This is a genomic window from Peribacillus sp. SIMBA_075 (genome assembly GCF_046534585.1).
Genome location: NZ_JAWRYN010000009.1, coordinates 81,233 through 104,803, shown reverse-complemented (window position 1 = coordinate 104,803; position 23,571 = coordinate 81,233). Strand labels below are relative to the sequence as shown.

Genomic DNA, 23,571 nt, shown 5'->3' with positions numbered 1-23,571 from the left:
ATCGTACCTTTTTGATATTGTACATAGATACAATGTCGCCCCGGCTTCTCTGTGCCTAGTAAAATTTATATGCTCATTAGCGAATGCAGTTCACTGGAATATTGCCCCCTCTTTATTCAAGTATTTATTCACGTTGGAAGCATATTAGGCAGCCGGGGATTATTTTTTTAAAAAAACTAACAAACTTACTTATATAAAGGAGCAGGATGATCATGAAACTTGAAGATATCATTAAAGAACGGCGCAGCATCAAACGATTTAAGGACATTCCTGTTCCTATTGATACCATCCGATCACTATTGGAAACTTCGACATGGGCACCGAACCATAAACTTACCCAACCATGGCGCTTTGTCGTGGTGCATGGTGATAGCCGATTAAAACTCGCAGAGGCAACCCGTGCTTTCATGTCAGGCAAAGAGAAGGACCCGGAAAAGAAAGAAGCAGCCGGACAGCGAGGATATAATAAGCTTATAGATGTACCGATGTTTGTCGCGGTGATCATGGAAGAGAATCCGAATCCTATGACACGTGAAGAAGATTATGCGGCTACAAGTGCCTTGATCCAGAATTTCAGCCTGCTTGCCTGGGAACAAGGAATCGGGCTGATATGGGAAACATACGGCATGATACACAGCATCGAGTTTCGTGAAGCTTTAGGCATGAAACCCGGAGAGAAGATTGTCGGCAGCCTTCACGTCGGCTATCCCGATATGATCCCTGCCCCACGGCCAAGGAACGCGATCGATCAACTCCTGACAATTATGGACTGATATAAAAGGAAAGCCTCCAATCTTCTATTTGGAGGCTTTCCTTTTATATTTAAGAGCAAAACGCAGGCAAATGTTGTTTTTCACTTATAATAACCCCTTAAAGAAGATTATTTAATAGCCGGCACCTTAATTTTCAAGTTGAATTCTTCACTTTTATAGGTGAAATCCAAATACCCTTGATGTTTTTTCACGATATCAGCGATGATTTTCGTACCCATCCCTTCATGCTGCCCCCATTTCGTGGTTTGACCGTATTTTTCAAACAGTCCGTCCAGAATGGGATTAGGTACTGGCAGACAACTGTTACTGCATGATAATAGGTACATACCACTCCGTTTATAAAAATGGAGCGTAATTTGGGCTATCTCCCTTCTTTCCTCCTGCCATGATGCAGCAGCTTCTATCGCATTTGCGAGGACATTCCCTATCAGTGCCACAACGTCATGATCCTTTAAAGGTAAAGATGAGAGGGGAACGTTTAACTATTTATCGCCCATTACCATGCTCGTCATTTTGCCGACATTGTTTTTAGGAGGCACAGGTTTACATGAGTTAACAAACAAGCACTTCCTGCTGCCGATTTTAAACATCTTCGCACTCTTTAAAGAATTGATATATGGTGTGATTGATATTCAGAATATCTTCCTTACAGCCAGCTCCCTCGTCATCTTGATCATCCTCCCCTTTGTTGTCTCAAGAATATTATTCTTAAAGGACAAATGGGTCCTGAACTAAACATGACGCGCTGAACCCTCAGCGCGTCTTTTATTCATTTGAACTTAGCGGGGACAATTCATATCCAAAAAAACCTCCCTTTTCAAGGAGGTCCCTAAACGTTCTTACTCAAAAAAACTCGTGATATAAGGCCTGAATGGCCGTCTCTTCACTGTTCCCTTTCACACCGAACATCATGCTTACTTCCGAAGAGCCTTGGTTGATCATTTCAATGTTCACCTTTGCTTCGGCCAGCGCTTTTGACGCCCTTGCCGTTGTACCGACATTATGACGCATTCCTTCACCTACAATCATGATCAAAGCAAGATCATGCTCCACATTCACCTCATCGGCATGTAGCTCTTTCTTGATTCGTGAAATGATTTGCTTCTCGGTTTCACCCTCCATCTGGTCCTGCCTTAGAATAAGTGTCACATCATCGATGCCTGATGGAATATGCTCATACGAAACTCCGTAATCTTCAAGGATATGCAGCAGTTTCCGGCCAAAACCAACTTCCCGGTTCATCAAATATTTGCTAATGTAAATACTGCAAAATCCTTTATCACTTGCAATCCCAATAACTGGCCCATTCGTATTATCCCGTGAACTTACAATGCGGGTCCCTTGTGCAGCCGGATTGTTTGTATTTTGTATATGGACTGGTATTCCCGCACGGAATGCAGGAATCAGCGCCTCATCATGAAATACCGAGAAACCGGCATAAGAAAGCTCCCGCATTTCACGATAGGTCAATTCCCTGATTCCCTTCGGATTGGAAACCACATTTGGATTCACCGCATAAACGGCATCCACGTCCGTAAAGTTCTCATACAAATCGGCTTTGACCCCATTCGCAAGAATCGAACCCGTAATATCGGAACCGCTTCTTGAGAATGTTAAAACCTCACCATCTAACGTGTATCCGAAGAACCCTGGGAATACTACGATTCCTGGCTCATCACGTAGAGCATATAACCGATCATACGATTCTGGCATCACCTGGGTAAATCCATCTTCATCCGTTACGATCAAACCAGCCTTCTTTGGATTTATATACTGAGCCTCTACACCACGGCTTTGAAAATAACCTGCAACCAGCTTAGCATTATTATCCTCGCCACTGGCCATTAAAGCATCCAAATAGCGCTTCGGGTTAGATTGGTCTCCATGCAACAGTGCTTTTAGATTTCCATGAATCCCAGTGATGACCTCCTCGGATATATCCAGCTCTTCAGCAATGCTCGCATAGCGGGATACCACATCTTCTATCAAATGCTCTCCGTTATCCCCGCGCAGCTGCTGTTCCGCAGCCTCAATCAATAGATCCGTCACCTTTATATCATTTGAATTGCGTTTCCCTGGAGCCGAAACGACAACAATCTTCCTCTCTGGATCAGCAACTACAATTTCGAATACCTTTTTCACCTGTTCACCTGACGCAAGTGAACTTCCGCCAAACTTTGCAACTTTCATCACGACATCCCCTATTTTTGAAAATATTCTGTCAAAATTAACTCTTCCTATTATTACGTTTTTTCACGAAACAATCAAGTGTTAATTCCTCCACAGGAGGACATTTGTGTTTTTAAAGAATACAAAATAGTGAGTTTACTGAATGAGAATAGCAAAAAACCAAAAAAAGACAACGGCATAAGCCAGTTGTCTTTTTCTAATCTTTAGCGATTATCCACCGTTTCCGGGTATAAGTCATGATTCATCAAGCGGTAATCCGCCATTTTCTCATACTTTGTACCTGGTTTACCATAATTTGTGTAAGGATCGATGGAGATTCCGCCCCTAGGTGTAAACTTGCCCCAGACTTCAATATATTTGGGATCCATCAACTCGATTAAATCATTCATGATGATGTTCATGCAGTCTTCATGGAAATCACCATGATTACGGAAGCTGAATAAATAAAGTTTCAATGACTTGCTTTCCACCATCTTCACACTTGGAATATAGCTGATGTAAATGGTTGCAAAGTCCGGCTGGCCCGTTATTGGACATAAGCTAGTGAATTCCGGGCAATTGAATTTGACGAAATAGTCCCGGTTCGGATGCTTGTTATCGAATGATTCCAGAATTTCAGGCGCATAGTCAAATGTATATTTTGTCCCTTGATTCCCAAGCAGTGTGATATCTTTTTTTAATTCTTCTTCTTTTCTTCCAGACATAAAAAGTCCTCCTCATCCACGTTTGTCAGGGGAGATTCATAAAATGGGCCTCTATATAACAAAAACCATATCTCCTCAAAGATATGGTTGATTCGCAAAAAAATAATCAAAGCCATAGTTTTTTTAAGAGGGTGAAGCTATGAACCTCTCCCGTTTATCGGGAAATATTTAAAATTGTCATAGTAAATATAGAAAAAAAAATCTAATCTGTCAATCTACTTTTTATTTAAGTTTGATTCCTACACGTATTCGGCTTAAAATGTAGAAGAAGTTTATCCTACATGAAGGAAGAGATTAAAGCAATGTGGATTTTTGCGGCTCTTATCACCAGTTTATGTTTCGGAATCAATAACAGCATTTTTAAATGGAGTAACGGAAAGGGTTACTCAAAGGTACATATCCAATTTTTCTTTTATTTTACCGCCTTCATCATGTCACTTTTATATAGCGGATTTGTAGATGGCTTGACTACTAACTGGCCATCCATCTTGCTTGGTGGAGCCATTGGTATACTGAACGCTAACGGTAATATCCAGATGGCAAGTGCCTTTGAAAAAGGACCGGCAAGTTTGACATCACCACTGATTGCGGCAAATGCAATATTTCCCATCCTCTGTGCTGCATTAATTTTTCATGAGCATATTTCTTCACTGCAGTGGAGCGGAATTGTCTGCATGCTGCTCGCTACCCTTGTCATTCAGTATACACCTAATGCTAAGGGCAATCATCAATATTTACCTTGGATGATGCACACATTATTCGCGATTTTCTCATTTGGTGTGCTAGGTATCTTAATGACGACATCAACCCGTCTTCATTTAAACTCCCTTGATATCCTAGTATCAATGTATGGTGGCGGAACACTTTATCTCATTTCGGCATTAGCCATCAAGAATGAGAAGATTAAGTTAATGGAAGTGAAAATTGGATCACTCGTAGGGTTATTAAGCATCATAGCCTATGGATGTTATTTCTTTGCATTAAATACTGGAATCGCCAGCATCATCTTTCCTGTCGTCAGCCTGAACTGTTTAGTTGTCGTATTCGCTGGTTGTTATTTATTCAAAGAAAAACTTAAATCCTATCAAATTGCCGGCGTACTTGCAGCATTAATCGGAATTATCTTAACGAAAATATGAATAGTTAATTTTACAAAAACAACCTGGCTGTTATGCGCACACAAGCCAGGTCGTCTTTATATAGCCGCAAAAAAGGGTATGGTCTGACCCCAATACACAAGCCTTGTACACATAAAAATAGGCTCTTTTCGTAAAGATTGTTGTTTTTAAAACGAAACTATTTAAGGTTGATTGGAGCAGAAGTGCGAGACTCCTGCGGGAGCAGCGGGACAGGTGAGACCCCACAGGCGTTTACGCCGAGGAGGCTCACCGCCCGCACCAAGGAAAGCGAGCATCTGGAGGGGAAATCAACCACAACTCACTACCTGGTAAATAGCAACAAAGTATGTGAAAACAGCCTAAAAATAAATAAGGAAATGGAGTCTGTCAAAAAAAGTGTTGACATCCCCTTAAAAATATCAGATAATTTTGAATATTAAATCCCCACACTTGCTACTTCGCAATGTTTGAAAAGTCTTCCCCCACGGGTATAAAAGAAGTAGGTACAACCACCTCATTACTGAACCAAGAAAGGAAAGATGCATAATGGTAAAAGTTACAGTAACAGTTGATTTCCAAGGAAAATCTTATCAAACTAACGTCCTTACTAAACCAGGTACTAATCAAGAAGAAATTTTACAACAAGCCTTTAATCAAGTGGAAAAACAATGGAAAGCTTAAAAAAGCAGGCATCGCTTTAGATACCTGCTTTTTTTATTACCCTTTTAGACATAATCATCAAAATTACTTTTCGCATTTCAATCCAGATTTATTGTATTTCATTTATAGTATTCTAATGAATTTTTTCTATTCAAAGAACTCCTCGATAACGATTTTCCCCTAAATCCACTTTTAATAGCTTTTCCCACATAATACCAATTTGGATGTGTCAGTTTGTGAACATTCAACTCTCAATCTGAATCAGAAAAAAAGAGCGACTTTGTTTATGTTCCTTTTAAACTACATCCCTTATTAATGGCATTGAACGTTCCTGAAGGCTATTGGAGAGCAGACTATACGCAACTACTTTCTTCTTGTACTGTTTAACTACATCCACGTGGTCGTTGTAAATGTACAAAAATAACCTAACATCCTTCTTGCCTTTTTTAGTATCAATGACTAATGGAGCCCCACTGTTCTCTGGATGTAAAAATAATTGTTCGTTACCTGGAAATATATGATTCTTTTTCAAAAATTTAGCTTTGTTGAAATAATTAATAACTTGAATTTTTTCTTCACCTTCCAACCGTTTTCCGTCAAAGGTTACGATGGCATTCGCGTCACTAAGTTCTGAATGCATTTCAAATTTGCTGAGAATCCAATTCACTGCATCTGTTGGAAGACAGGTAACTAATAATTTAATCAAACTTATGAGAATTGTCAAAATCAAAACCGGCAATGTCATATTCATCATCTCCGCTAAGGCATAGTTAACTACTATATCACTTATTATATCAAAAGAGCGGAAAGCTTTTCTTAGGAAATGTGTCCGTTCTATTAACGTTTAACTATTGGTGAATATAAAAACTTTATACTAACTTAATCATCTTGATCATCTAATTTCAAAAATGGATTCTTTTTGTTTACGCTAAAATTATTTTTTAAAGATATATCCAATATCACGTTTGAATTTGAGTCTCATTTTCAATATATCTAAATGCAAAAAGCCCACCGTACCCATTATAATGCAGGATACACAATAAATTAAGGAGATACTAAATTATTTTCCATCACAGTATTTGCCTCTCCTCCCCCCTCTTCTTTCTTAACAATACAAATTTCTATGATGCAGAGGATTGAATGTATGTAATTTTACGCTCACCATAATTTGAATACAAAAAAACTGGGCGTCATCAAGACGCCCAGTTTTGCAGGAATGGATTATTGATATCCCCAAATCATTGTTAGCATTGTACCGAAAATTGTAACCAATGCAACAAACAATCCGTAGTAAACGTTTGTGTAAATCGATGCTTTATCTTCAGACTCTCCTGCATGCATGAACATAACAAATTGAAGTGCAGCTTGCATGAAGGCTGTAACAAGTAGGATGATTAAAGCCATTTTTAGTGAGAGATCATACACTATAACTGATAGTGCAACCAAAGTCAGGACTAGTGAAAAAGCAAATCCCATAACTTGGCCCCGTGGGAATAATTCTTTCATATTACATCATTCCTTTCAGGTAGACGAAACTGAAGATGAAAATCCAGACAACGTCTAAGAAATGCCAGTAAAGAGAAAAGATGAAAGCTTTGTTTGTAGTTTCTGGAGTCATACCGCGTTTTTTAATCTGCAGAATGATGAAGGTTCCCCAGAATAAACCAAGTGTAACGTGAGCTCCATGCGTACCTAGTAACGCAAATAAACTAGATAAGAAACCACTTGTTTGAATGGTTGCTCCTTCATGTACATACTCCACGAATTCATAGATTTCGACTCCCAAAAAGCCTAAACCAAGAATAAGGGTGATAATGAAGAAACCAAGCATCGCTTTCTGTCTGCCAAGTCTCATTGCATTGATTCCAAGACCAATGGTAAAACTACTGGTTAAAAGAAAAATTGTTTGAAGCATTAGGGTTGGTACTTTAAAGAGTTCGTCCCCTGTAGGACCATTTCCAGTACCATGAACTAATACAAAATAAGTGGCGAACAGTGTAGCGAAAAGAGCTATTTCTGCCCCCAGGAAAATCCAAAATCCAAAAATCTTTAAGCGATTTTCTTCCGTGCTATATTCTAGTGGCAGCGAGTTATCTATTTTCATTACTTAGCACCTCGCAATTTATTTTCAGTTTCTTCAATCTCTTCAACGGAGATATAACGTCCGTGGTCTTTTTCGAATGAACGGTGAGCCATACAAGCAAAGATACCAAGTGTGGCAATGATTGCAATGATCCACATGCTGAATACCATTGCAAAGCCCCAAACGAAGAAGATACAGCTCAAGATAAACGGTACGCCACTGTTATTTGGCATATGAATCTTTTCTACTTTACCACCAAATAATTTAAAGCCCTTTTTCTTAGAATCCCAGAATGCTTCTGTAGAATCAACTGTAGGTACAATTGCAAAATTGTATTCTGGAATTGGTGTATGTGTAGCCCACTCTAGAGAACGTGCATCCCATGGATCTTTTGAAATATTTCTTGATGCATAACGAGTACTCCAATAGATATTGTACACAATAAGCGCAAAACCTATTGCCATGCCAATTGCTCCAACGAATGAGAGCAAATTCAATGGACCATAGCCCGTTGATTCAGAGTACGTAAACATACGACGTGCTTGCCCATCTAAACCAGTTATGAACATCGGGAAGAATGTTACATTAAAGCTGATAGTAATGAACCAGAACGACCATTTCCCAATTTTTTCGCTCAACATGAAACCAAACATTTTTGGCCACCAGTACGTAAAACCAGCAAGTACGGCAAATACAGTACCAGGGATCAAAACGTAATGGAAGTGAGCTACTAAGAACATTGTATTATGGTATTGGTAGTCAGCACTTGCCATGGCAAGCATAACCCCAGTTACCCCACCGAGAGTGAAAATCGGAATGAAAGCTAAAGAGTATAACATTGGGACGGTAAAAACGATTTTACCTTTCCAAAGTGTGAACAACCAGTTGAAAATCTTAACACCGGTCGGAACTGCAATTGCCATTGTGGTAACCGAGAAGATACCGTTAACCATTGCACCGTGACCCATTGTATAAAAATGGTGAGCCCATACAACGAAAGATAGTGTAGAAATAGCTACCATAGAGATAACCATCGAATTATAACCGTACAGGTTACGACGTGCAAAAGTCGAAATGATTTCACTGTAAATACCGAAAGCTGGAAGAATAACTATATAAACTTCAGGATGTCCCCAAACCCAGAACAAGTTTGCCCAAAGCATATCGCTACCGCCATTAGCCATCGTAAAGAACTGAGTTCCGAATAGTCTATCCATTGTCATTAACGCAAGTGCCACTGTCAATACAGGGAAAGCGAAAACGATAATAAAGTTTGTGATCAAGATAGACCATGTGAACATTGGCATTTTCATTAAATTCATGCCAGGTGCTCTCATTTTCAAGATTGTTACGATAAAGTTGATACCAGTCAGTAATGTCCCGATACCAGCTATTTGAATTGCAATCGCGTAATAGTTCGAACCTACTGATTCACTGAAATCGTTACTTGCCAGCGGGAAGTAAGATGTCCAGCCTGCATCAGGAGAACCACCGACTACGAAAGAGATGTTAAATAGCATTGCCCCCATAAAGAATAACCAGAAGCTTACTGCGTTTAGACGTGGGAATGCTACGTCACGTGCCCCTATTTGTAATGGTGTAACAATGTTCATTAACCCAATGATAAATGGCATAGCCATAAACAGGATCATAACAACCCCGTGTGTTGTAAAAATTTCATTATAATGCTGTCCATCCAACAAGCCGTTATTTGGAATAGCCGTTTGGGCACGCATCAATAGAGCATCTGCGCCACCACGGAAAAGCATAAGTAGTGCTGACAAGATGTACATGATACCAATACGTTTATGGTCAACCGTTGTTAACCACTCACGCCATAAGTAACCCCATTTTTTAAAATAGGTAATTCCGGCAACAAGCGCAATCATAGTTAGGCCAATGGCAACCATGGATGCATAAATCGCAGGACTTGGATGAGGTACGGCAAATCGATCAAAGTAATCCATACTTTTGTGACTCCTTTCAGGAAAATATTCCTTATCGTAAAACTAATTGTTTAGTAGAATGTGAGTTAAACCCTTAATGATCCATGTTCATGTTGCTGTGTTCTGAATGTTCCTCGTGTGAATCTTTGGTAGATTCATCTGATTTTTTTTCAGTATCAGATGATCCGTGGTGATGACCTGAATTTTCACCTTCTGGAGCTGGAGAAAACTTTAAGTGAGTTCCAGTATACGTGGATTGTCCCACATGACCAGGTTCTAGTAATTTATTGAATTTATCCTTAGTAATCGGTTTAGCAGTTGCTTTAATTTCTTTTACCCATTTATCATATTCTTTTTTTGGCAATACATTTACGTTGAACGTTTGCTGAGCAAAACCTGAACCACTGAAGTTTGAATTTCGGCCCATATACTCACCTGGTACTTCAGCTGCTAAGTGCAACGTGGTAACCATATCAGACATCGCATATTTTTGTCCTCCAAGTTGCGGAATCCAGAAACTAGCAATTGGTCCGTATGAATAAAGTTTAAATTCAATTGGTCGGTTAGTCGGTAAAAACAGATAGTTAACTGTTTCGATATTTTCTTCAGGATAACTAAAGTGCCACTTCCAGTTAGAAGATGAAGCGTAGATAACTAATGGTTCCTGCTTTTCGTATCCTTTAGGTGTTGCCTCTACTTCATTTGTTGTTTTAACAGTAACAAAGGAAAGGAAAGCGACGATTAAAATTGGGATTGCAACCCAAATTATTTCAAGAACCTTACTTCCTTCAATATGAGGTGGTTCATAATCATCACGCTGTTTGGAAGCACGATATTTCATTATCATGAAGACATACAGTACGATTACGACAAGAACGACAAAGGCCATTGTCCATATCGATAACATAATGACATCTGCTTGTGTTGCAGCTACTGGCCCTTTAGGGTCCAAGACCATTAATGGGTTATCGCAACCCGTTAGCACAGTGGCGATGGTAAAAAGTATAGTTAATAAAGCCCATTTTATTTTCATAGTACTACCCCTTTCTTACATAATAAAATTCCTATTGGTAATTATTCGGACAAAGTGTTACCATGTTCACAAACCCCGACATAACAATATTAATCCCAAGTTTAAAAAAAGACAATACAAAGTGACATCTGTCACATAAAGTTCATTAAAATACAGTAAGAAGTTGGTAATTGAACTGAAATGTTCGAAAACCTTAAGGAAATGAAATATAATAAGTGTTTAATTCCTTACATATGGAGTCTAGGATTAAAAAGTAGCTCTGCTCCATTTTCCATTTAATGTTACTTTAATATAATGAAATATAATTTTTACAATATATTCGCCACGTACATAACCTCAAGAGCAAATCTGAATTTTCTTAACACTACGATTTCCATTACCTATCATGTTAATTAGGTAACTATCGATGGGATCGTGAATGATGACGATGTTAGCCAGGATTTAAAAACGTATTTTTCTAACTCGACCACGGACGTGGGTAACGGCATTGTGCACACCATGTCATTTTTTCTGCTTCAATCCCCTTACGGTCCAACACTGGTCACTATATATGGAAGCAAATAGTCTGAAATGAACATTCCGATCCTTATGATAATTACTTGATTGCCTTCCCACTTTGATTGCTAACTGGGTTACTTCCCCAATAAACACTTACTGCCCTGTCAGTATTCCCCAACAGCAGTTTAGGACATTAATCCAATTATTATCCCAATATGCTATTGCAAAAACCACTTCACCTCAGTTGTCCTTTTTAGTAAAACTGCATTTTGGTGCCTAGCATAAAAGAAACACACTGGATAACTGCATTTCTTTTAGTAAACGCACATAAAAAAACGAAAAAAAATGGACATTTTAAGGTGTCCATTTTTTTTCGTGGGTATAGTTCATGATGTAGAGTGAGAACTTTTCATTTAGGAATGTGGGCAAGTTTGGTTTGGATGGCCAAGCACATCGAATGTACACATATTGTAAGTCAGCTGGGATTTGGGTTATTGAATACGCTTTCATTCGTTAGTGCACTTGGGTTATCGTTTGGTTACATTTTAATCGTGTACAATTTTCTGAAGTACTCGTTATGCACCAAGTAATATTTCAAGCGACCCTTTAAAATTCAGAGTATTGGCCTACTCTCAATTCCAAAGTTCCCGAATACAACTTCGCTACCATACCGACAGCTGATTCTTCACAAGCATTCCGGGTTCTAGCCTCATCTACCTGTAAGGAATGATGTAATACGAGTATGAAACTATTATTTCTTCGTGGATATACAATGGGGTTCCTATTCTCCATGTTCTTACAGCCGTTGCTCTTGGTGTCGTGTGGCCTTTCTTTCAGAACAGGAATGATTGTCCTTTTTTAGTTACTGTATTCGGTACTCCTTTTTGTTTTAGGAATAGCTTTTGATTTTAATTTTATAACTTTAGTTGTATCCGGTACAACTCTTTCACCCTTTTTTGTGTTCATCACCATTTCTTCTGTCAGGACAAAAAATATACCAACTAGAAAAATGGCAGCTGCGCTTAGTGTAATGGCCATCCCAACAGCGGTTAATAAATAATCCTTGTTGTAATCGCTTACAAAAAAACTTAAACTAAAAATTAAAATCCCGATTACACAACCTGTGCCTGATACCCACTTCACTGCATCCATCATCTTCTGATTAGTTTCCATTATTTCATCCCCTTTCTTTCTATTTTATGACATTTCACAAATTTGTCAAATCTTTTCTATTTTTTAACATATCCACAATGAAAACCTTGACAAATAGAAGACGCCACTATTCACTTTTAGGTATTCAAGACTATATGAAAAATCTGTAAAACAGTATAAATACACTATCAATTTTTCCAATACTATCCTTTTCTATACTTTTAAAAACTTTTTGACTTCAATATCAAATAAATGACCCCTGATGAATTTATCAGGGGCCATACATCTTTCTATGATTTCTGCAAGGTTATCGTTAACGTTTTCTTTTCCGCCCCCCGATACACTTTAACCTTCACTTTATCTCCGATTTTCTTATCCGTGTATAAGACTTTCCTTAATTCTGCTGCCGTATTTATTTTCGTTCCATCAATCTCCGCGATGATATCCTGTTGCTTAAGCCCTCCATTCGCTGCTGCCGATCCCGCTTCAATACTTGTAACCATGACACCCGACTTTGCAGCTTCAGGAACATTTTGTAGGTAATACTGTGGCAGTTCTTCTATACTGGCCAAGCTTACTCCTAAATACGGGCGCGTGATTTTTCCGTTTTCAATCAGTTCCGTAACAACCGGAATCACATCATTACTTGGTATGGCAAAACCTAGGCCCTCCACACCATTTTCGGAAATCTTCAAGCTGTTTATGCCTATCACTTCCCCAGCTGTATTGATCAATGCCCCGCCGCTATTGCCAGGGTTAATCGCAGCATCTGTTTGAAGGACATCAAGTTCCCACTCACCGTCCGATGTATCGACTGAAATGGAGCGTCCGGTCGCACTGACGATCCCTTGTGTAACCGAACGTGAAAAGTCAAGTCCAAGAGGATTACCAATCGCCAATACTTCTTCACCTGGACGCATGCTATCAGAATTCCCGAATTTAATTCCATCAGGTGCTTTCGAGGCATCAATTGTCAAAACCGCTAAGTCCGTCAAAGCATCCGCCCCGACAACCACTGCAGTTGCCTTTTGTCCATCATATAATGAAATTTCGACTTTCTTTGCTCCCTCAATAACATGATTGTTCGTAATGATATAGGCCTTCCCATTTGCCTTTTTAAAAATGACCCCTGAACCAGTGCCGCTCGCAACCGTTTCGCTTTTCGTGCTTTGCTGCTGGAATGGGTCCTGGTTTTGCATCTCTTGTAAATTCACGACCCCTACAATCGATTTGGATGCTGATTCCACCATCTCTGCCCTATCATTTGAATCCGTACTTGTCGATAACTTTTCTGCCGTGACACTTCTATCCTTTTCAACGTTTTCCGTTTGCTCTACACCCGCCTTTTGGGTTGACTCATTCACGGAACCTTTCCCTTGATCTATAAAATCCCCGCCAAATACAAATACAGAAGATGTAACAATAGAAGCAACTGTTCCGGAAACAAGGCCAGTTAGCAAAAAGGACTTACCCTTCTTCCTTTCTGTCTTCACTCTGGCTTGCTCATCACCATTATAATTCTCCATCTTTATCCCTCCTATGATTGTCATTTACTTGGCTCAATCATATACAGTAATTATTAAAAAATTCTTAAGAAATAAAGAAATAAGTGACCTTTTTATAAAAAATATAAAATTTTATCACATCCTGCTATATGATGTTTGGCATGCTAGAAAACAAAAAGGCCTCAACATGGGCCCCTTTTCAATTCGACCGTTATATATACCTTTACATGACTTCATACACTTCTTTTGTCTCCTTATTCACGCCATACCATCCCCAAGTGGCTGCATGGCCATTTTTCTGACTGCCTTCATCCACTTCGAACACTTGAAAAATGTAATCTCCCTTTTCGGCATCATGATCATATTCTATTTGCAAATGCGGGAAATTTTCCATGTCCACGTAATCCTTCACAAGCTTCTCCGCCTGAGATTTACTTAAGGTACTAACCGAATCCTCACTCTCTTCTTTTCCTTTTACCGTCTCAGCTTTTGTATCCGTTGCCGCCTTATCTTCTAATTCGGATCCAATGGTCCCTTCTTTACTTGCTTCCTCCATCGGTTCCACTTCGTCATTCCCCTCTACGGTTTCTATAGTGGCTGGGCCTGATACCGGATGCATTTCCGCCGCCTTTAAAACCATTAGTTTACCTTCCTGGTATTTTGCCTTATATGTGGCTGCTTCTTGAAAATCTCTTTGGGCCGAATCAAAATCCTGTTCGTCGTATTTCTTCATTCCACTCGCCAGAAAACCTGAAAGATCCATTAATTCTCTTACTTCCGGTGTTTTTGCTTCTTTATAAGCTAATTCAAATGCCTCGTGGGCTTCTAAATAATTTTCCTCATTCAACTGACTTTTCCCCAAATCCATATTGGAATCATAATTCCTTGTTACGCAGCCTGAAGCAATCAACATCAAAAAAATAACCATGAATGTTCTCTTCACTACATCACTCCTCACTTTTCCAAAGATACTCCCCCATATTATTCTATACATCCATCTTAAACCCTTTGATAAGAAATCCGATACCTCTATTTCCTATCATTTTCATTAAGGAAATGTTGACTTTTATGATTATCTTTTTACAAAAAGTGGTACAGAAAGATAAACGGTTGAAAGGATGATGAGTAGAATGAGGCAGGACAAACAGACCTATCATGTCGATTTGGTCAGCGGCGACGTACTCGGACAAAAACTTGAAGAGAACCCGAGCTTCACTGTACACGTAACTGATGAGGAACTGGCAGAATTGAAACAATGCTTGGAGGAACACCGGACAGATGACCTGGAGGCATATGCCCGTTCACATGTCCCCTACCTTCTCTATCATCATGACCGGGCAAATGATAAATACGATGCAGCCATGAAAAAGCTTTATGCCCTCATATATAAATTTGGCGATGAAACGGCACGAAACCATATCGAAGAAATCGGCATATTGAAAGACAACAAATTCGAGGGAAAAGAAGAAGTGCAAAAGTTCAAATAACCAATAGGAACAGAACCTGAAATTTAAAGGTTCTGTTTTTTTGAAAATCAGTTGGTGTTATCCCTTAACAATATTATGATGGTGTTCTGAATAAAAATCTGGAGGTCTATCATATAAGTTTTTATTTGGGGCGAGTATCTTTGCTTAGCATTTTTCTGGACGTTTTATTTCAGCCTTTTCTAAAAGAAGCATTCTGACCATCAGCTGGGGAGCCGCTGCACCCAATTTCTCAACCCTCAGCAACTAGCATCATTTGCGGTTATCGAACTAGCTCCGCCTTCTTTTATAATTGCTTTTGGCGACTTTATTATAAGAGGTGATAAAGTAAAATGAAGACGATACATAAACGAAATTCTTATCTCGATTACCCCGCCCTTTAGGTGCCAACGAAAAAATCCTGTTCATATCCAACAGGATTTTTATCAATCTTTATTCAAAATTCAAAATTACAGGATTCTTGCAAGAAGAATCTAATAAGGACAATGTCTACCCCTTATCCTAAATGGGAAACGGCCTCTTAATAATTTAAGGTGATAGATTCATTTTAGTGTTTTTGTTTATAATAAGTTACCGCGAGCGCAAGGGCCAGCACTGTTCCTTTGACGATATCCATAGCATAATACGGAACGGACATCATGATCAAACCATTTTGAAGGATTCCGATCAGGACTGCACCGACAAAGGTTCCAAAGGCATTCGGTTTTCCCGCTCCTAAAACGGAGGAACCAATGAAGGCTGCTGCAACGGCATCCATTAAATAGGGGGACCCTGAATTGATTTCTGATGTCATGACCCTTGAAGCTAGGACAATCCCCCCGATTGCAGCTAATAGAGCTGAAAGCAGATAGGCAAGGATTTTGTATTTATTAACCGATATCCCGGAAAGTCTCGCCGCTTCCTTATTTCCCCCAATCATGTACATATAACGACCGTGCTTCGTATAAGTCAAAAAGATATGGGTCGCTATCACAATGACTGCCATGATCAGGATTATCCATGGTACTTGGCCAATTTTGGCGAAAAACGGGCTGATCAGTCCTGTTGCGAATGTCCCATCGGGCATGACCATATTTTGCGAAACCGTTGCCCCTTTTGTATAGGTAAGGGCAATTCCCTGGATAATGAACATCGTAGCCAATGTCATTAGCATGTCGGGAATTCTCAATTTAACGATCATGAATGAATTCAAAGCCCCTACGACAAGTGAGGCACCGATTGCAGCTAATATGGCGATGAATGTATCCTGTGAAAACCAGACAAACATTGATATGACTATGGCATTGGCCAATGATGCGACGGAGCCGACGGAAAGGTCGAACCCATTCACTGTCAAGGATATCGTTATGCCGATCGCAATGATGGTCACGATTGAGATAGAACGCAGGATGTTGATCAGATTAGTAGTTTGAATGAAAGATGGATTGGACACGGCAAAAATTCCAATTAGAATGACAATCGTTAATATTGTGCCGTATTTATAGAAAAATTCGAACAGGTCCACCTTTTTCTTCGCTTTCGCTGTCTGTGTAACAGAAATGGGTGTACTCATCCTAATTTCCTCCTGTTGAATAGAATAGTAGTTCTTCTTCATTCGTTTTGCTTGTTTCTAGTTCGATGACAGTGCTCCCGTCATATAACACGTATGTCCGGTTAGTAATGCCAATGATTTCGGAGAGCTCGGATGATGCATAAATGATCGCTTTCCCATCCCTCGCAAGCTTTGCAATCATTTCGAATATATCCTTCTTGGCTCCAACATCGACACCTTTCGTTGGTTCATCGAATATGTATACATCCGCATCGGCTATAAGCCATTTTCCAATGGCAACCTTTTGCTGGTTACCACCTGAAAGGTTTTCTACTTTCACCTCCCCGGAAGGAGTTTTTATGCCGAGACTTGCGATCATTTCCTTCGCTTTTTCCATTTCCGCCTTACGATCCACAAAACTGAATGTCTTGCAGAATTTGCCGATACTGGCTGCAGTCAAGTTCGCCGATACTGATTCCTGAACAAGGACCCCTTCTTTCCTGCGTTCCTCAGGTATAAGTGCCAGACCGCTTTTTACTGCTTGGTGCGGTGATTTCAAAGAAAGCTTTCGGCCATTTAGGATGATTTCACCTGCTGTAATCGAAGTATGACCGAAAAGGCTTTTACACAACTCCGTTTTCCCAGACCCGACCAACCCTGCCAAGCCGATTATCTCCCCTGCTTTAATATGCAGACTGACATTTTTAACTTTCTCTGTATCTGACAATCCCTTCACTTCCAGAATAACGTCGCCAATCGAAGAATTCACTTCAGGGAACTGTTCATCCATGGTTTTCCCTAGCATATTCTCTATCACTTCGTTACAGGTGATGTCTTCCATCTTTCGACAAGTGACAAGCTCCCCATTCCTCATGATCGTAATTTCCTCACAGATTTCAAAAATCTCAGGCAGACGATGTGAAATGAAAATGACTCCAACACCTTTTTGCTTTAATTCATTTACAATTCGAAAAAGTTCTGTCGTTTCTATATGACTTAACGGAGCAGTTGGTTCGTCGAGAATCAGGAATTTGCATTCTGTCGAAACGGCTCTTGCTATCAGGACCATCTGTTTTTCAGCCAAGGTAAGGTCTCTTACCAGCTTTTTCGAAGGGACACGAATTTTCATATCTTCAAGAATTAAAGAGGCTTGGTTGTGCAGCTCTTTCCATTGAACTATCTGTTTTTTTCCCATGTTTTGGACCATATCATTCAACATTATATTTTCCCCAACGGTTAAATAAGGGATGAGGGCCGTATCTACTTCCTGATAAACTATTTGAATACCCTGTTCCTGCGCCGCTTTGGGCGAGCGGATATTCTGCTTTATCCCATCAATAAAAATGTCACCTGAATAATGAACATGGGCTCCCGATAAAACCTTCATTAACGTCGATTTCCCTGCTCCGTTTGCACCGACCAATGCGTGGGTTGCCCCTGATTGTATAGAAAAGTCAACTTCACTAAGCGCCTTCACTCCTGGAAATTCAATCGAGATTTTCTTCATTTCTAGTTGCGTGCCCATGTCCATTCCCCCTTATTGAACAGACACTCCCTTCACTTGCAAGAGAGTGTCCCCTTTTACTTTTTATAATGAGCTTTCAAAACTTTCATCCAATCTTCTTCAAATTCCGTTGATACACCCCATCCTTCGACAATACCAGACAGATTTGCCATGTTAACGGCTTCTTTTGAGGCTTGGATTTGCTTTTGTGAAATAAGTGAAGCCTCTAAGTCATAGGTTTGCGGTGTTTTTTCGCCCGCTAATTTTTTTGCCAATATCCTCATATTCACTGCACCAATCAACTTGGGATCGACGGCTGCCGTGTAGGACCATGAGCTAGCGGCCGATTGGATTTCCTGAAGATCTGCATTCGATACATCAATTCCGTATATCTTCACTTCATCGCGGCCCGCTTCTTTAATCGCCCGGGCGGCACCGATAGCGAAGGCATCCCATGTTGCGAAAATGGCATCCAATTTACCTTTTGGGTATTTATTCAGCATTGCGGCTACTGCATTTTGTGTTTGAACCGAAGTATCTGCAGATGCCACTCCGAATCTTTCGACTTCCCTAATTCCAGGGTTTTCTTTTAATTTTTCCTGATAAACTGAATTTCTTCTCACCATTGGAGGAAAACCATCCACCCAAAGGTAAGCAATCGCCGCTTCACCTTTCTGTACTTTTATCAGTTTATCGAAAGCCAGTGTTGCCAGCGCTTCATCATCCTGTGAAGTTAATGTCACACCTTCTATTTTAGATAAATCGCTATTTGAATCGAATGTGACAACGCTTTTACCTGCATCAACCAACTTTTGAACGTCATTCACTGTTGCTGCATCATCACCATGGGAGATGATATAGCCGTCATAATCTTCCTGCAAAGCCTGCGCGATCGCATCATGGAATTTAGCCGTATCCCCATTGGCTGTATACGTATCCACTTGAAAGCCCATTGCTTCTCCTTCTTCCTTCGCTCCAGCAAGGTATTGGGCCGTATGATCATCACCGCCAATTTTACGGATCACTTTGATTTTGGCCCCTTCCCCATCAGCAAATCTTTCCGGTACATTTTCAAATGATACTTTTTCTTCTTTCTTCGATTCTGTGGAACTCTGTCCTGTAGAACAACCCGTTAAAAGCAACGCCGAAGCGATGGCTGAAACGAATATCCCTTTAATAGATCTTCCCATCTTGTTTCCCTCCACATTCTCCTATTATTCTTATCAGTTAAGTTGGTGTAAATCATAAAATAAAAACCTCTCTAGTAATAGAGAGGTTTAATCAGCTGTATTGCAGACTTATCCCTCTCTTATCTGTCAAAACATTTCTGTTTTGCAGGATTTAGCACCAATTCCTAATGGAACGGTTGCTGGGCATCTTAGGGCCAGTCCCTCCGCCACTCTTGATAAGAGAATATATCGTGTTACGTTTTTCGTAATTATCACTTTATAGGGATATAGTCGTAAAGTCAATAGTTTTTCGAATATTTGAAATGTTTCCTGCTACTTTTTATTTTCTTTGAAGCTGGGCTAGACGCTTTTTCTCAATTTTTTCAAGTCTCTCCAACTGACGTAGTTTCACTTCGAACACAGTGATCGGATCACGGTAAACTTCCGGATTTTCTTTCATATGCTCCAATGCAGCCTGGTAGTCTTTAATTTCAGTCTGCGTTTGCTCTATTGTTTTTTGAAGTAAGGCAAATGAGCTGCGATAGAAAAGTGAGATGTCCCGATCTAAAGATTTTTCAAACAATCCAAATTGGGTAAGGAAGCGTTCAGTGATCATTTCCGCAACATCCTGGTAATCTTCACTTTCCAAGTATTTCTTATAACGATTGTACATATTGGCTTTATTTTGCGGTATTGCCCCAAACAGCTTTCCTGCTCCTTTAAGCAGCAATTGTGATGGAGTCCTTCGCAAAAGGATATTAACGTCATCGATGCGGATACTGCTTGTCATCCTGTCGGCATCACGGCGCCAGTCATCCAATACCCTGAAGTCACCTGCCAGCATAATCCGTTCTTCTTTGTATAATTCATTGAATCCGGCACTCATCTCATCCATAAACTGTTGGCTTTGTGAGAACTCCATTTGGGAACTAGCAATCCAATCTTGAAGAGAACGGTAATATTGAGGCATGATCTTGTCAGAAATGAAGGCTTGAATCCGCTCATTCATTTCATGGTTCAACTGTATATGGACCTGACTGAAATCACTGCTTTCCGTTAACGATTTAGAGCAATCCCTCAGTAATTCAGGAATTTTAGAAGAAAGCTGACTTTTCACTTCATCCTTAAGCACACGGTACGACCTTATGATATTTTCACTTTTTTCTTTTTCTAAATCAGCCAGTTGATTGACCGCACCATTCAATTTGACTTCCATCTGTTCATTCCAAGAGATGGAATGCTCGCATTTCCGTTCATTGGCTGTCCGTTTTTCTAACAGATAAGATAAAGTTTTACGAATGAAAGCAAGGATTTTTTCAGACCTTCTTTCTTTCCAATTATCATCTTGATAATTCGATTGAAGGAATGCAGAAAGGTCATTCAACTGCTGCTTGCTGTCATAAAGTTTAGAGAAAGCGAACACTTTCGCATTCGGGAAATATGCATTCACTTTATCCCATGTTTCGTCTTCCATCCGGACCGCGACTTGATCACTGTATATCGTATCCATTTTATTTAATAAGAAATGAATCGGCAGTTTCGGAGCCATCATTTGAATTTCCAATAACAGGTCCCGTTCACTACCGGTGAAAGGCGCCCGGGCATCAAGAACGAACATCAGGCCATCACTGCCATGTAAATAGCCTTGGAAATCCGATTCCACGCTTTTTTCCCCATTGAACCCCGGTGTATCCAATAATCGCAGACGATTATTTCTAAGATAGTCACTAATAAGCGTCACATCGACAATAGTCCCGCGCTGGCGGCGTGTTTCATCCAATTCAGTTAGCTCCATGACAACCTTGCTATCTGTATCGGTAATTTCAAGGATTTCCAAATCATCCCCGTCTTTGACGCTGACTAGTGAAGAATGATCTTCGGCAGCGATGCTCTCGCCAACTATTGACTGTATAAAGGATGTCTTGCCATTTCCTGTACTTCCCACAAGAAGAAGATTGAAATTTCCGGTATCCTTAAGCCCCTCGACCATCCATTTAAGCTTATTGCCAACCCTTAAATCATTCTCTTCAGCCCATTGGATGATAGAATTGAACAGTTTCTCTCCCGCTTCCAGTCCGCCTCCCAATTTAGGCGATTTCGAAAGCAGGCTTTCTGCATCCTGAATGACCAGCGCATTAATCGTATCCGGGAAGATTTCATTCCAGGACAGCGCGGATGCCGCCGCAAACAGCGAAAGCTCCCCATCTGCGATTTTCAGCCAGTTTTCCAGCAACCTTGGCACGACAGGGCTTAAATCTTTGATTAGGTGCGTTCCTTCCAACAGGCCTGCATATGCATCCCTGTAATAGACGGAAAGCTCATCCCATACATCCCCTTGGTTTAATTCGATTGTATCTATCAAGTTATTAATCACTCTTAGCCATTCAAAATAAGAATCGGTATATTTATAATTTTTCCAGAGGGCAACCGTCACCTTTTCGAAACGCCCCTGGTCAAGTGTGTATAGCGAACCAAGGACAGTTGAAAAGTAGTCCGGATCCATCGATTGGGCAACCCCCTGCTGGATATACGTTTTCAGCACATCGAACCAGCCCATTGATTCTGTACGGATACTTTCATTCGCCGCTAATACCACCGCACTGTTCCAATCCTTTTGTTCTTCAAAAAAGGCTCGTGCGATTTCCGTGACATTCGGATAGTCAGGTTGAAACTCTACTGCTTCTTTCACGACTTTGGAAGCCAAATCATTTCTAGATTCAACTATGTAAAGGGAAAACAGTTGCAAAAGAACCTCCGTTTTCAAAACCGCTTCATTCGTATCGACGGATTTATAAATATCCTCTGCGGTTGAATACATTTCCAGTTCAAAATAAGCATCAGCGATGTTTTTCTTCGCCCATGAACCAAGTTCACCTTCTATGTTTTCCCATTTAAAAATGGCTGCTTCAAAGTCATGGTGCTGAAAGTATACTTCACCTTGAGCGAATCGAATTGCCGTTAAATCCGCTCTTTCTTTTTTTTGTTCCACGAGAAACATTTCACCCAAAGCTTGAATGGGGTGTTTCCTTGTATCCTCAATCATCGTTTCATAATATTTTTTCCCGATCAGCCGTTCGTCCATCTTTATTCCCCCGATATATTTCATATTTTCAATTAAAGGATAATCACTAATTTGAAAAGCAGTCAAGAAGCCCTAACATGCAATTAATAGGTTCCTTTAGTTAAGAAAATCATTTGTAAACCTTAAAATGTTATTTTAACAAAACAATATGGTAACAACATGTCACCACTCTTACAATTTTAAAACAGAAACGAATGGAACTGTAATGATTTTAATGAACCGATACAGAGATGTCATTTCCATATTCGAGAAATTATGTTTTTTCTAGTTTAACCGGTATCTGAAAAGTTTAGCGAACCATTCTTTATACATCTAAATTACCAGAAGTCCAGCCCTTTAACTACCTAAAACTAAAAACGGTAATAAGACAAATCCTCTACCCCACTCATTACTAATATCCCATTTAATCGTTCACATAAAAAAGCAGCACCCTCATTCGTGAAAGGTAACTGCTCTCTGATAAGCTCCGAACAGTCATTGTCCATTGACAAATTAGGATTATACCCCTGTACGCTTACGTTGGTTATTCGGCTTTTTGGTCAACTGGCTTTTAAGCTGTTTCGTTTTCTTCACTACGCCGGTTTCCAGTTTATCTTTACTTGATCCTGCTTGCTTTTGAGCCAGTTTTTGTTTGACTGCATCCGCCAGGCTTAACTTTTTATTTTCAGACATAATGTTGTCTCCTTTAGTGTTCTGCCTTCTATTATAATATAGTTGCGGTTAGAAAGATAATAGGGAGTTATATCCGATTCTTTTTGCAAAAAATACCCCTCGATAAAGGAAGTTTCGCCAACGGAGGACTAATTCCCTGCTTAAAAGGAATAATGAAATGATAAATTATGTTGACTTCATAATCAGAATTTGCTAAATTATCTTTATATTATAAAATCTATGAAGAGAAAGAGTAAGATTAGTACCCTGTTCCACAGAGAGTCGACATTTGGTGGAAGTCGATGTCCAAGGCCTATCCGAAAATCATCTCTGAGATGCAAAGCTGAAAATGCAGTAGGCTTTGACGGGTTTCCGCCGTTACAATGGATCACGTATGAATTCGTACGTTGACTGAGTGCCGCAGCTTCTTATGAAGTGCGGAATATGGGTGGTAACGCGAGCACAAACTCGTCCCTGATTTTCAGGGG

Annotated in this window: 20 protein-coding genes, 2 riboswitches and 1 other annotated feature; of the genes, 4 read left to right on the top strand and 16 right to left on the bottom strand. The window is 39.9% G+C overall.

What is annotated here, in order from left to right:
- The first annotated feature begins 206 nt into the window (after positions 1–206).
- Positions 207–773 carry a nitroreductase family protein gene (locus SB775_RS09850; protein ID WP_410861470.1) on the top strand — a complete coding sequence of 189 codons (567 nt, stop codon included), beginning with the start codon at positions 207–209 and terminating at the stop codon, positions 771–773.
- A gap of 107 nt (positions 774–880) precedes the next feature.
- On the opposite strand, the gene SB775_RS09845 is transcribed toward SB775_RS09850, so the two are convergent.
- The 3 genes from SB775_RS09845 to queF form a co-directional block, all read right to left on the bottom strand.
- Complete coding sequence (locus SB775_RS09845; protein WP_477627363.1) at positions 881–1,210, bottom strand: GHKL domain-containing protein; 330 nt, start codon at positions 1,208–1,210, stop codon at positions 881–883.
- 406 nt (positions 1,211–1,616) lie between these two features.
- A complete protein-coding gene (locus SB775_RS09840; protein ID WP_410861469.1) occupies positions 1,617–2,963 on the bottom strand; it encodes an aspartate kinase in 1,347 nt (448 codons plus the stop codon).
- Between the two features lie 203 nt (positions 2,964–3,166).
- Positions 3,167–3,667: a preQ(1) synthase gene (gene queF / locus SB775_RS09835; protein WP_410861468.1), complete on the bottom strand. Its 501-nt coding sequence runs from the start codon at positions 3,665–3,667 to the stop codon at positions 3,167–3,169.
- A 108-nt stretch (positions 3,668–3,775) separates the two neighbouring features.
- A riboswitch (PreQ1 riboswitch) is annotated at positions 3,776–3,821 on the bottom strand.
- Positions 3,822–3,948: 127 nt separating this feature from the next.
- Between queF and SB775_RS09830 the strand changes: the two genes are divergently transcribed.
- Positions 3,949–4,806, top strand: coding sequence for an EamA family transporter (locus tag SB775_RS09830; RefSeq protein WP_410861467.1), 858 nt, complete (start codon positions 3,949–3,951; stop codon positions 4,804–4,806).
- Positions 4,807–5,331: 525 nt separating this feature from the next.
- Entirely contained in the window at positions 5,332–5,466 is a 135-nt protein-coding gene (locus SB775_RS09825; protein WP_061461391.1) for a BA3454 family stress response protein, read from the top strand.
- Between the two features lie 274 nt (positions 5,467–5,740).
- Here the strand turns inward: SB775_RS09825 and SB775_RS09820 are convergent, their stop codons facing one another.
- From SB775_RS09820 to SB775_RS09785, 8 genes are all read right to left on the bottom strand, one after another.
- Positions 5,741–6,190, bottom strand: coding sequence for a YfmQ family protein (locus SB775_RS09820; protein ID WP_089362571.1), 450 nt, complete (start codon positions 6,188–6,190; stop codon positions 5,741–5,743).
- A 476-nt stretch (positions 6,191–6,666) separates the two neighbouring features.
- Positions 6,667–6,951: a cytochrome aa3 quinol oxidase subunit IV gene (qoxD, locus tag SB775_RS09815; RefSeq protein ID WP_061461387.1), complete on the bottom strand. Its 285-nt coding sequence runs from the start codon at positions 6,949–6,951 to the stop codon at positions 6,667–6,669.
- 1 nt (position 6,952) lies between these two features.
- A complete protein-coding gene (gene qoxC / locus SB775_RS09810) occupies positions 6,953–7,549 on the bottom strand; it encodes a cytochrome aa3 quinol oxidase subunit III (RefSeq protein WP_061461385.1) in 597 nt (198 codons plus the stop codon).
- Positions 7,549–9,495 carry a cytochrome aa3 quinol oxidase subunit I gene (gene qoxB / locus SB775_RS09805; RefSeq protein ID WP_089362570.1) on the bottom strand — a complete coding sequence of 649 codons (1,947 nt, stop codon included), beginning with the start codon at positions 9,493–9,495 and terminating at the stop codon, positions 7,549–7,551. The genes qoxC and qoxB overlap by 1 nt, the downstream gene beginning before the upstream one ends.
- A 73-nt stretch (positions 9,496–9,568) precedes the next feature.
- A complete protein-coding gene (qoxA, locus tag SB775_RS09800) occupies positions 9,569–10,507 on the bottom strand; it encodes a cytochrome aa3 quinol oxidase subunit II (protein ID WP_089362569.1) in 939 nt (312 codons plus the stop codon).
- 1,356 nt (positions 10,508–11,863) lie between these two features.
- The gene (locus SB775_RS09795; protein WP_061461379.1) at positions 11,864–12,178 is read right to left on the bottom strand and encodes a hypothetical protein; all 315 of its coding nucleotides are present in this window, start codon (positions 12,176–12,178) and stop codon (positions 11,864–11,866) included.
- 269 nt (positions 12,179–12,447) lie between these two features.
- Entirely contained in the window at positions 12,448–13,683 is a 1,236-nt protein-coding gene (locus SB775_RS09790) for a S1C family serine protease (RefSeq protein WP_410861466.1), read from the bottom strand.
- 202 nt (positions 13,684–13,885) lie between these two features.
- Positions 13,886–14,605 (bottom strand): hypothetical protein, encoded by a 720-nt coding sequence (locus SB775_RS09785; RefSeq protein WP_410861465.1) that lies wholly within the window; start codon positions 14,603–14,605, stop codon positions 13,886–13,888.
- Positions 14,606–14,792: 187 nt separating this feature from the next.
- Here SB775_RS09785 and SB775_RS09780 point away from each other — a divergent pair, with 187 nt between their 5' ends.
- Positions 14,793–15,149 (top strand): hydrolase, encoded by a 357-nt coding sequence (locus tag SB775_RS09780; protein WP_410861464.1) that lies wholly within the window; start codon positions 14,793–14,795, stop codon positions 15,147–15,149.
- Between the two features lie 544 nt (positions 15,150–15,693).
- Here SB775_RS09780 and SB775_RS09775 read toward each other — a convergent pair.
- From SB775_RS09775 to SB775_RS09755, 5 genes are all read right to left on the bottom strand, one after another.
- Entirely contained in the window at positions 15,694–16,698 is a 1,005-nt protein-coding gene (locus SB775_RS09775; RefSeq protein WP_410861463.1) for an ABC transporter permease, read from the bottom strand.
- A gap of 1 nt (position 16,699) precedes the next feature.
- Positions 16,700–18,202, bottom strand: coding sequence for a sugar ABC transporter ATP-binding protein (locus SB775_RS09770; protein WP_410861462.1), 1,503 nt, complete (start codon positions 18,200–18,202; stop codon positions 16,700–16,702).
- Between the two features lie 56 nt (positions 18,203–18,258).
- Positions 18,259–19,371, bottom strand: a complete 1,113-nt coding sequence (locus SB775_RS09765; protein ID WP_410861461.1) for a sugar ABC transporter substrate-binding protein — start codon at positions 19,369–19,371, stop codon at positions 18,259–18,261.
- 116 nt (positions 19,372–19,487) lie between these two features.
- Positions 19,488–19,593: riboswitch (SAM riboswitch) on the bottom strand.
- A 97-nt stretch (positions 19,594–19,690) separates the two neighbouring features.
- Positions 19,691–22,432: a GTPase domain-containing protein gene (locus SB775_RS09760; RefSeq protein ID WP_284471920.1), complete on the bottom strand. Its 2,742-nt coding sequence runs from the start codon at positions 22,430–22,432 to the stop codon at positions 19,691–19,693.
- A gap of 498 nt (positions 22,433–22,930) precedes the next feature.
- Entirely contained in the window at positions 22,931–23,104 is a 174-nt protein-coding gene (locus SB775_RS09755) for a hypothetical protein (protein ID WP_164468807.1), read from the bottom strand.
- Positions 23,105–23,314: 210 nt separating this feature from the next.
- Positions 23,315–23,562, top strand: a binding site (T-box leader).
- Positions 23,563–23,571 lie beyond the last annotated feature (9 nt).

Excerpts from the sequence above, each read along its gene's own strand:
- SB775_RS09850 (WP_410861470.1), top strand. The coding sequence starts at position 207 with ATGATCATGAAACTTGAAGATATCATTAAAGAACGGCGCAGCATCAAA.
- SB775_RS09840 (WP_410861469.1), bottom strand. The coding sequence starts at position 2,963 with ATGAAAGTTGCAAAGTTTGGCGGAAGTTCACTTGCGTCAGGTGAACAG.
- queF (WP_410861468.1), bottom strand. The coding sequence starts at position 3,667 with ATGTCTGGAAGAAAAGAAGAAGAATTAAAAAAAGATATCACACTGCTT.
- SB775_RS09830 (WP_410861467.1), top strand. The coding sequence starts at position 3,949 with ATGAAGGAAGAGATTAAAGCAATGTGGATTTTTGCGGCTCTTATCACC.
- SB775_RS09825 (WP_061461391.1), top strand. The coding sequence starts at position 5,332 with ATGGTAAAAGTTACAGTAACAGTTGATTTCCAAGGAAAATCTTATCAA.
- SB775_RS09820 (WP_089362571.1), bottom strand. The coding sequence starts at position 6,190 with ATGACATTGCCGGTTTTGATTTTGACAATTCTCATAAGTTTGATTAAA.
- qoxD (WP_061461387.1), bottom strand. The coding sequence starts at position 6,951 with ATGAAAGAATTATTCCCACGGGGCCAAGTTATGGGATTTGCTTTTTCA.
- qoxC (WP_061461385.1), bottom strand. The coding sequence starts at position 7,549 with ATGAAAATAGATAACTCGCTGCCACTAGAATATAGCACGGAAGAAAAT.
- qoxB (WP_089362570.1), bottom strand. The coding sequence starts at position 9,495 with ATGGATTACTTTGATCGATTTGCCGTACCTCATCCAAGTCCTGCGATT.
- qoxA (WP_089362569.1), bottom strand. The coding sequence starts at position 10,507 with ATGAAAATAAAATGGGCTTTATTAACTATACTTTTTACCATCGCCACT.
- SB775_RS09795 (WP_061461379.1), bottom strand. The coding sequence starts at position 12,178 with ATGGAAACTAATCAGAAGATGATGGATGCAGTGAAGTGGGTATCAGGC.
- SB775_RS09790 (WP_410861466.1), bottom strand. The coding sequence starts at position 13,683 with ATGGAGAATTATAATGGTGATGAGCAAGCCAGAGTGAAGACAGAAAGG.
- SB775_RS09780 (WP_410861464.1), top strand. The coding sequence starts at position 14,793 with ATGAGGCAGGACAAACAGACCTATCATGTCGATTTGGTCAGCGGCGAC.
- SB775_RS09775 (WP_410861463.1), bottom strand. The coding sequence starts at position 16,698 with ATGAGTACACCCATTTCTGTTACACAGACAGCGAAAGCGAAGAAAAAG.
- SB775_RS09770 (WP_410861462.1), bottom strand. The coding sequence starts at position 18,202 with ATGGGCACGCAACTAGAAATGAAGAAAATCTCGATTGAATTTCCAGGA.
- SB775_RS09765 (WP_410861461.1), bottom strand. The coding sequence starts at position 19,371 with ATGGGAAGATCTATTAAAGGGATATTCGTTTCAGCCATCGCTTCGGCG.
- SB775_RS09760 (WP_284471920.1), bottom strand. The coding sequence starts at position 22,432 with ATGGACGAACGGCTGATCGGGAAAAAATATTATGAAACGATGATTGAG.
- SB775_RS09755 (WP_164468807.1), bottom strand. The coding sequence starts at position 23,104 with ATGTCTGAAAATAAAAAGTTAAGCCTGGCGGATGCAGTCAAACAAAAA.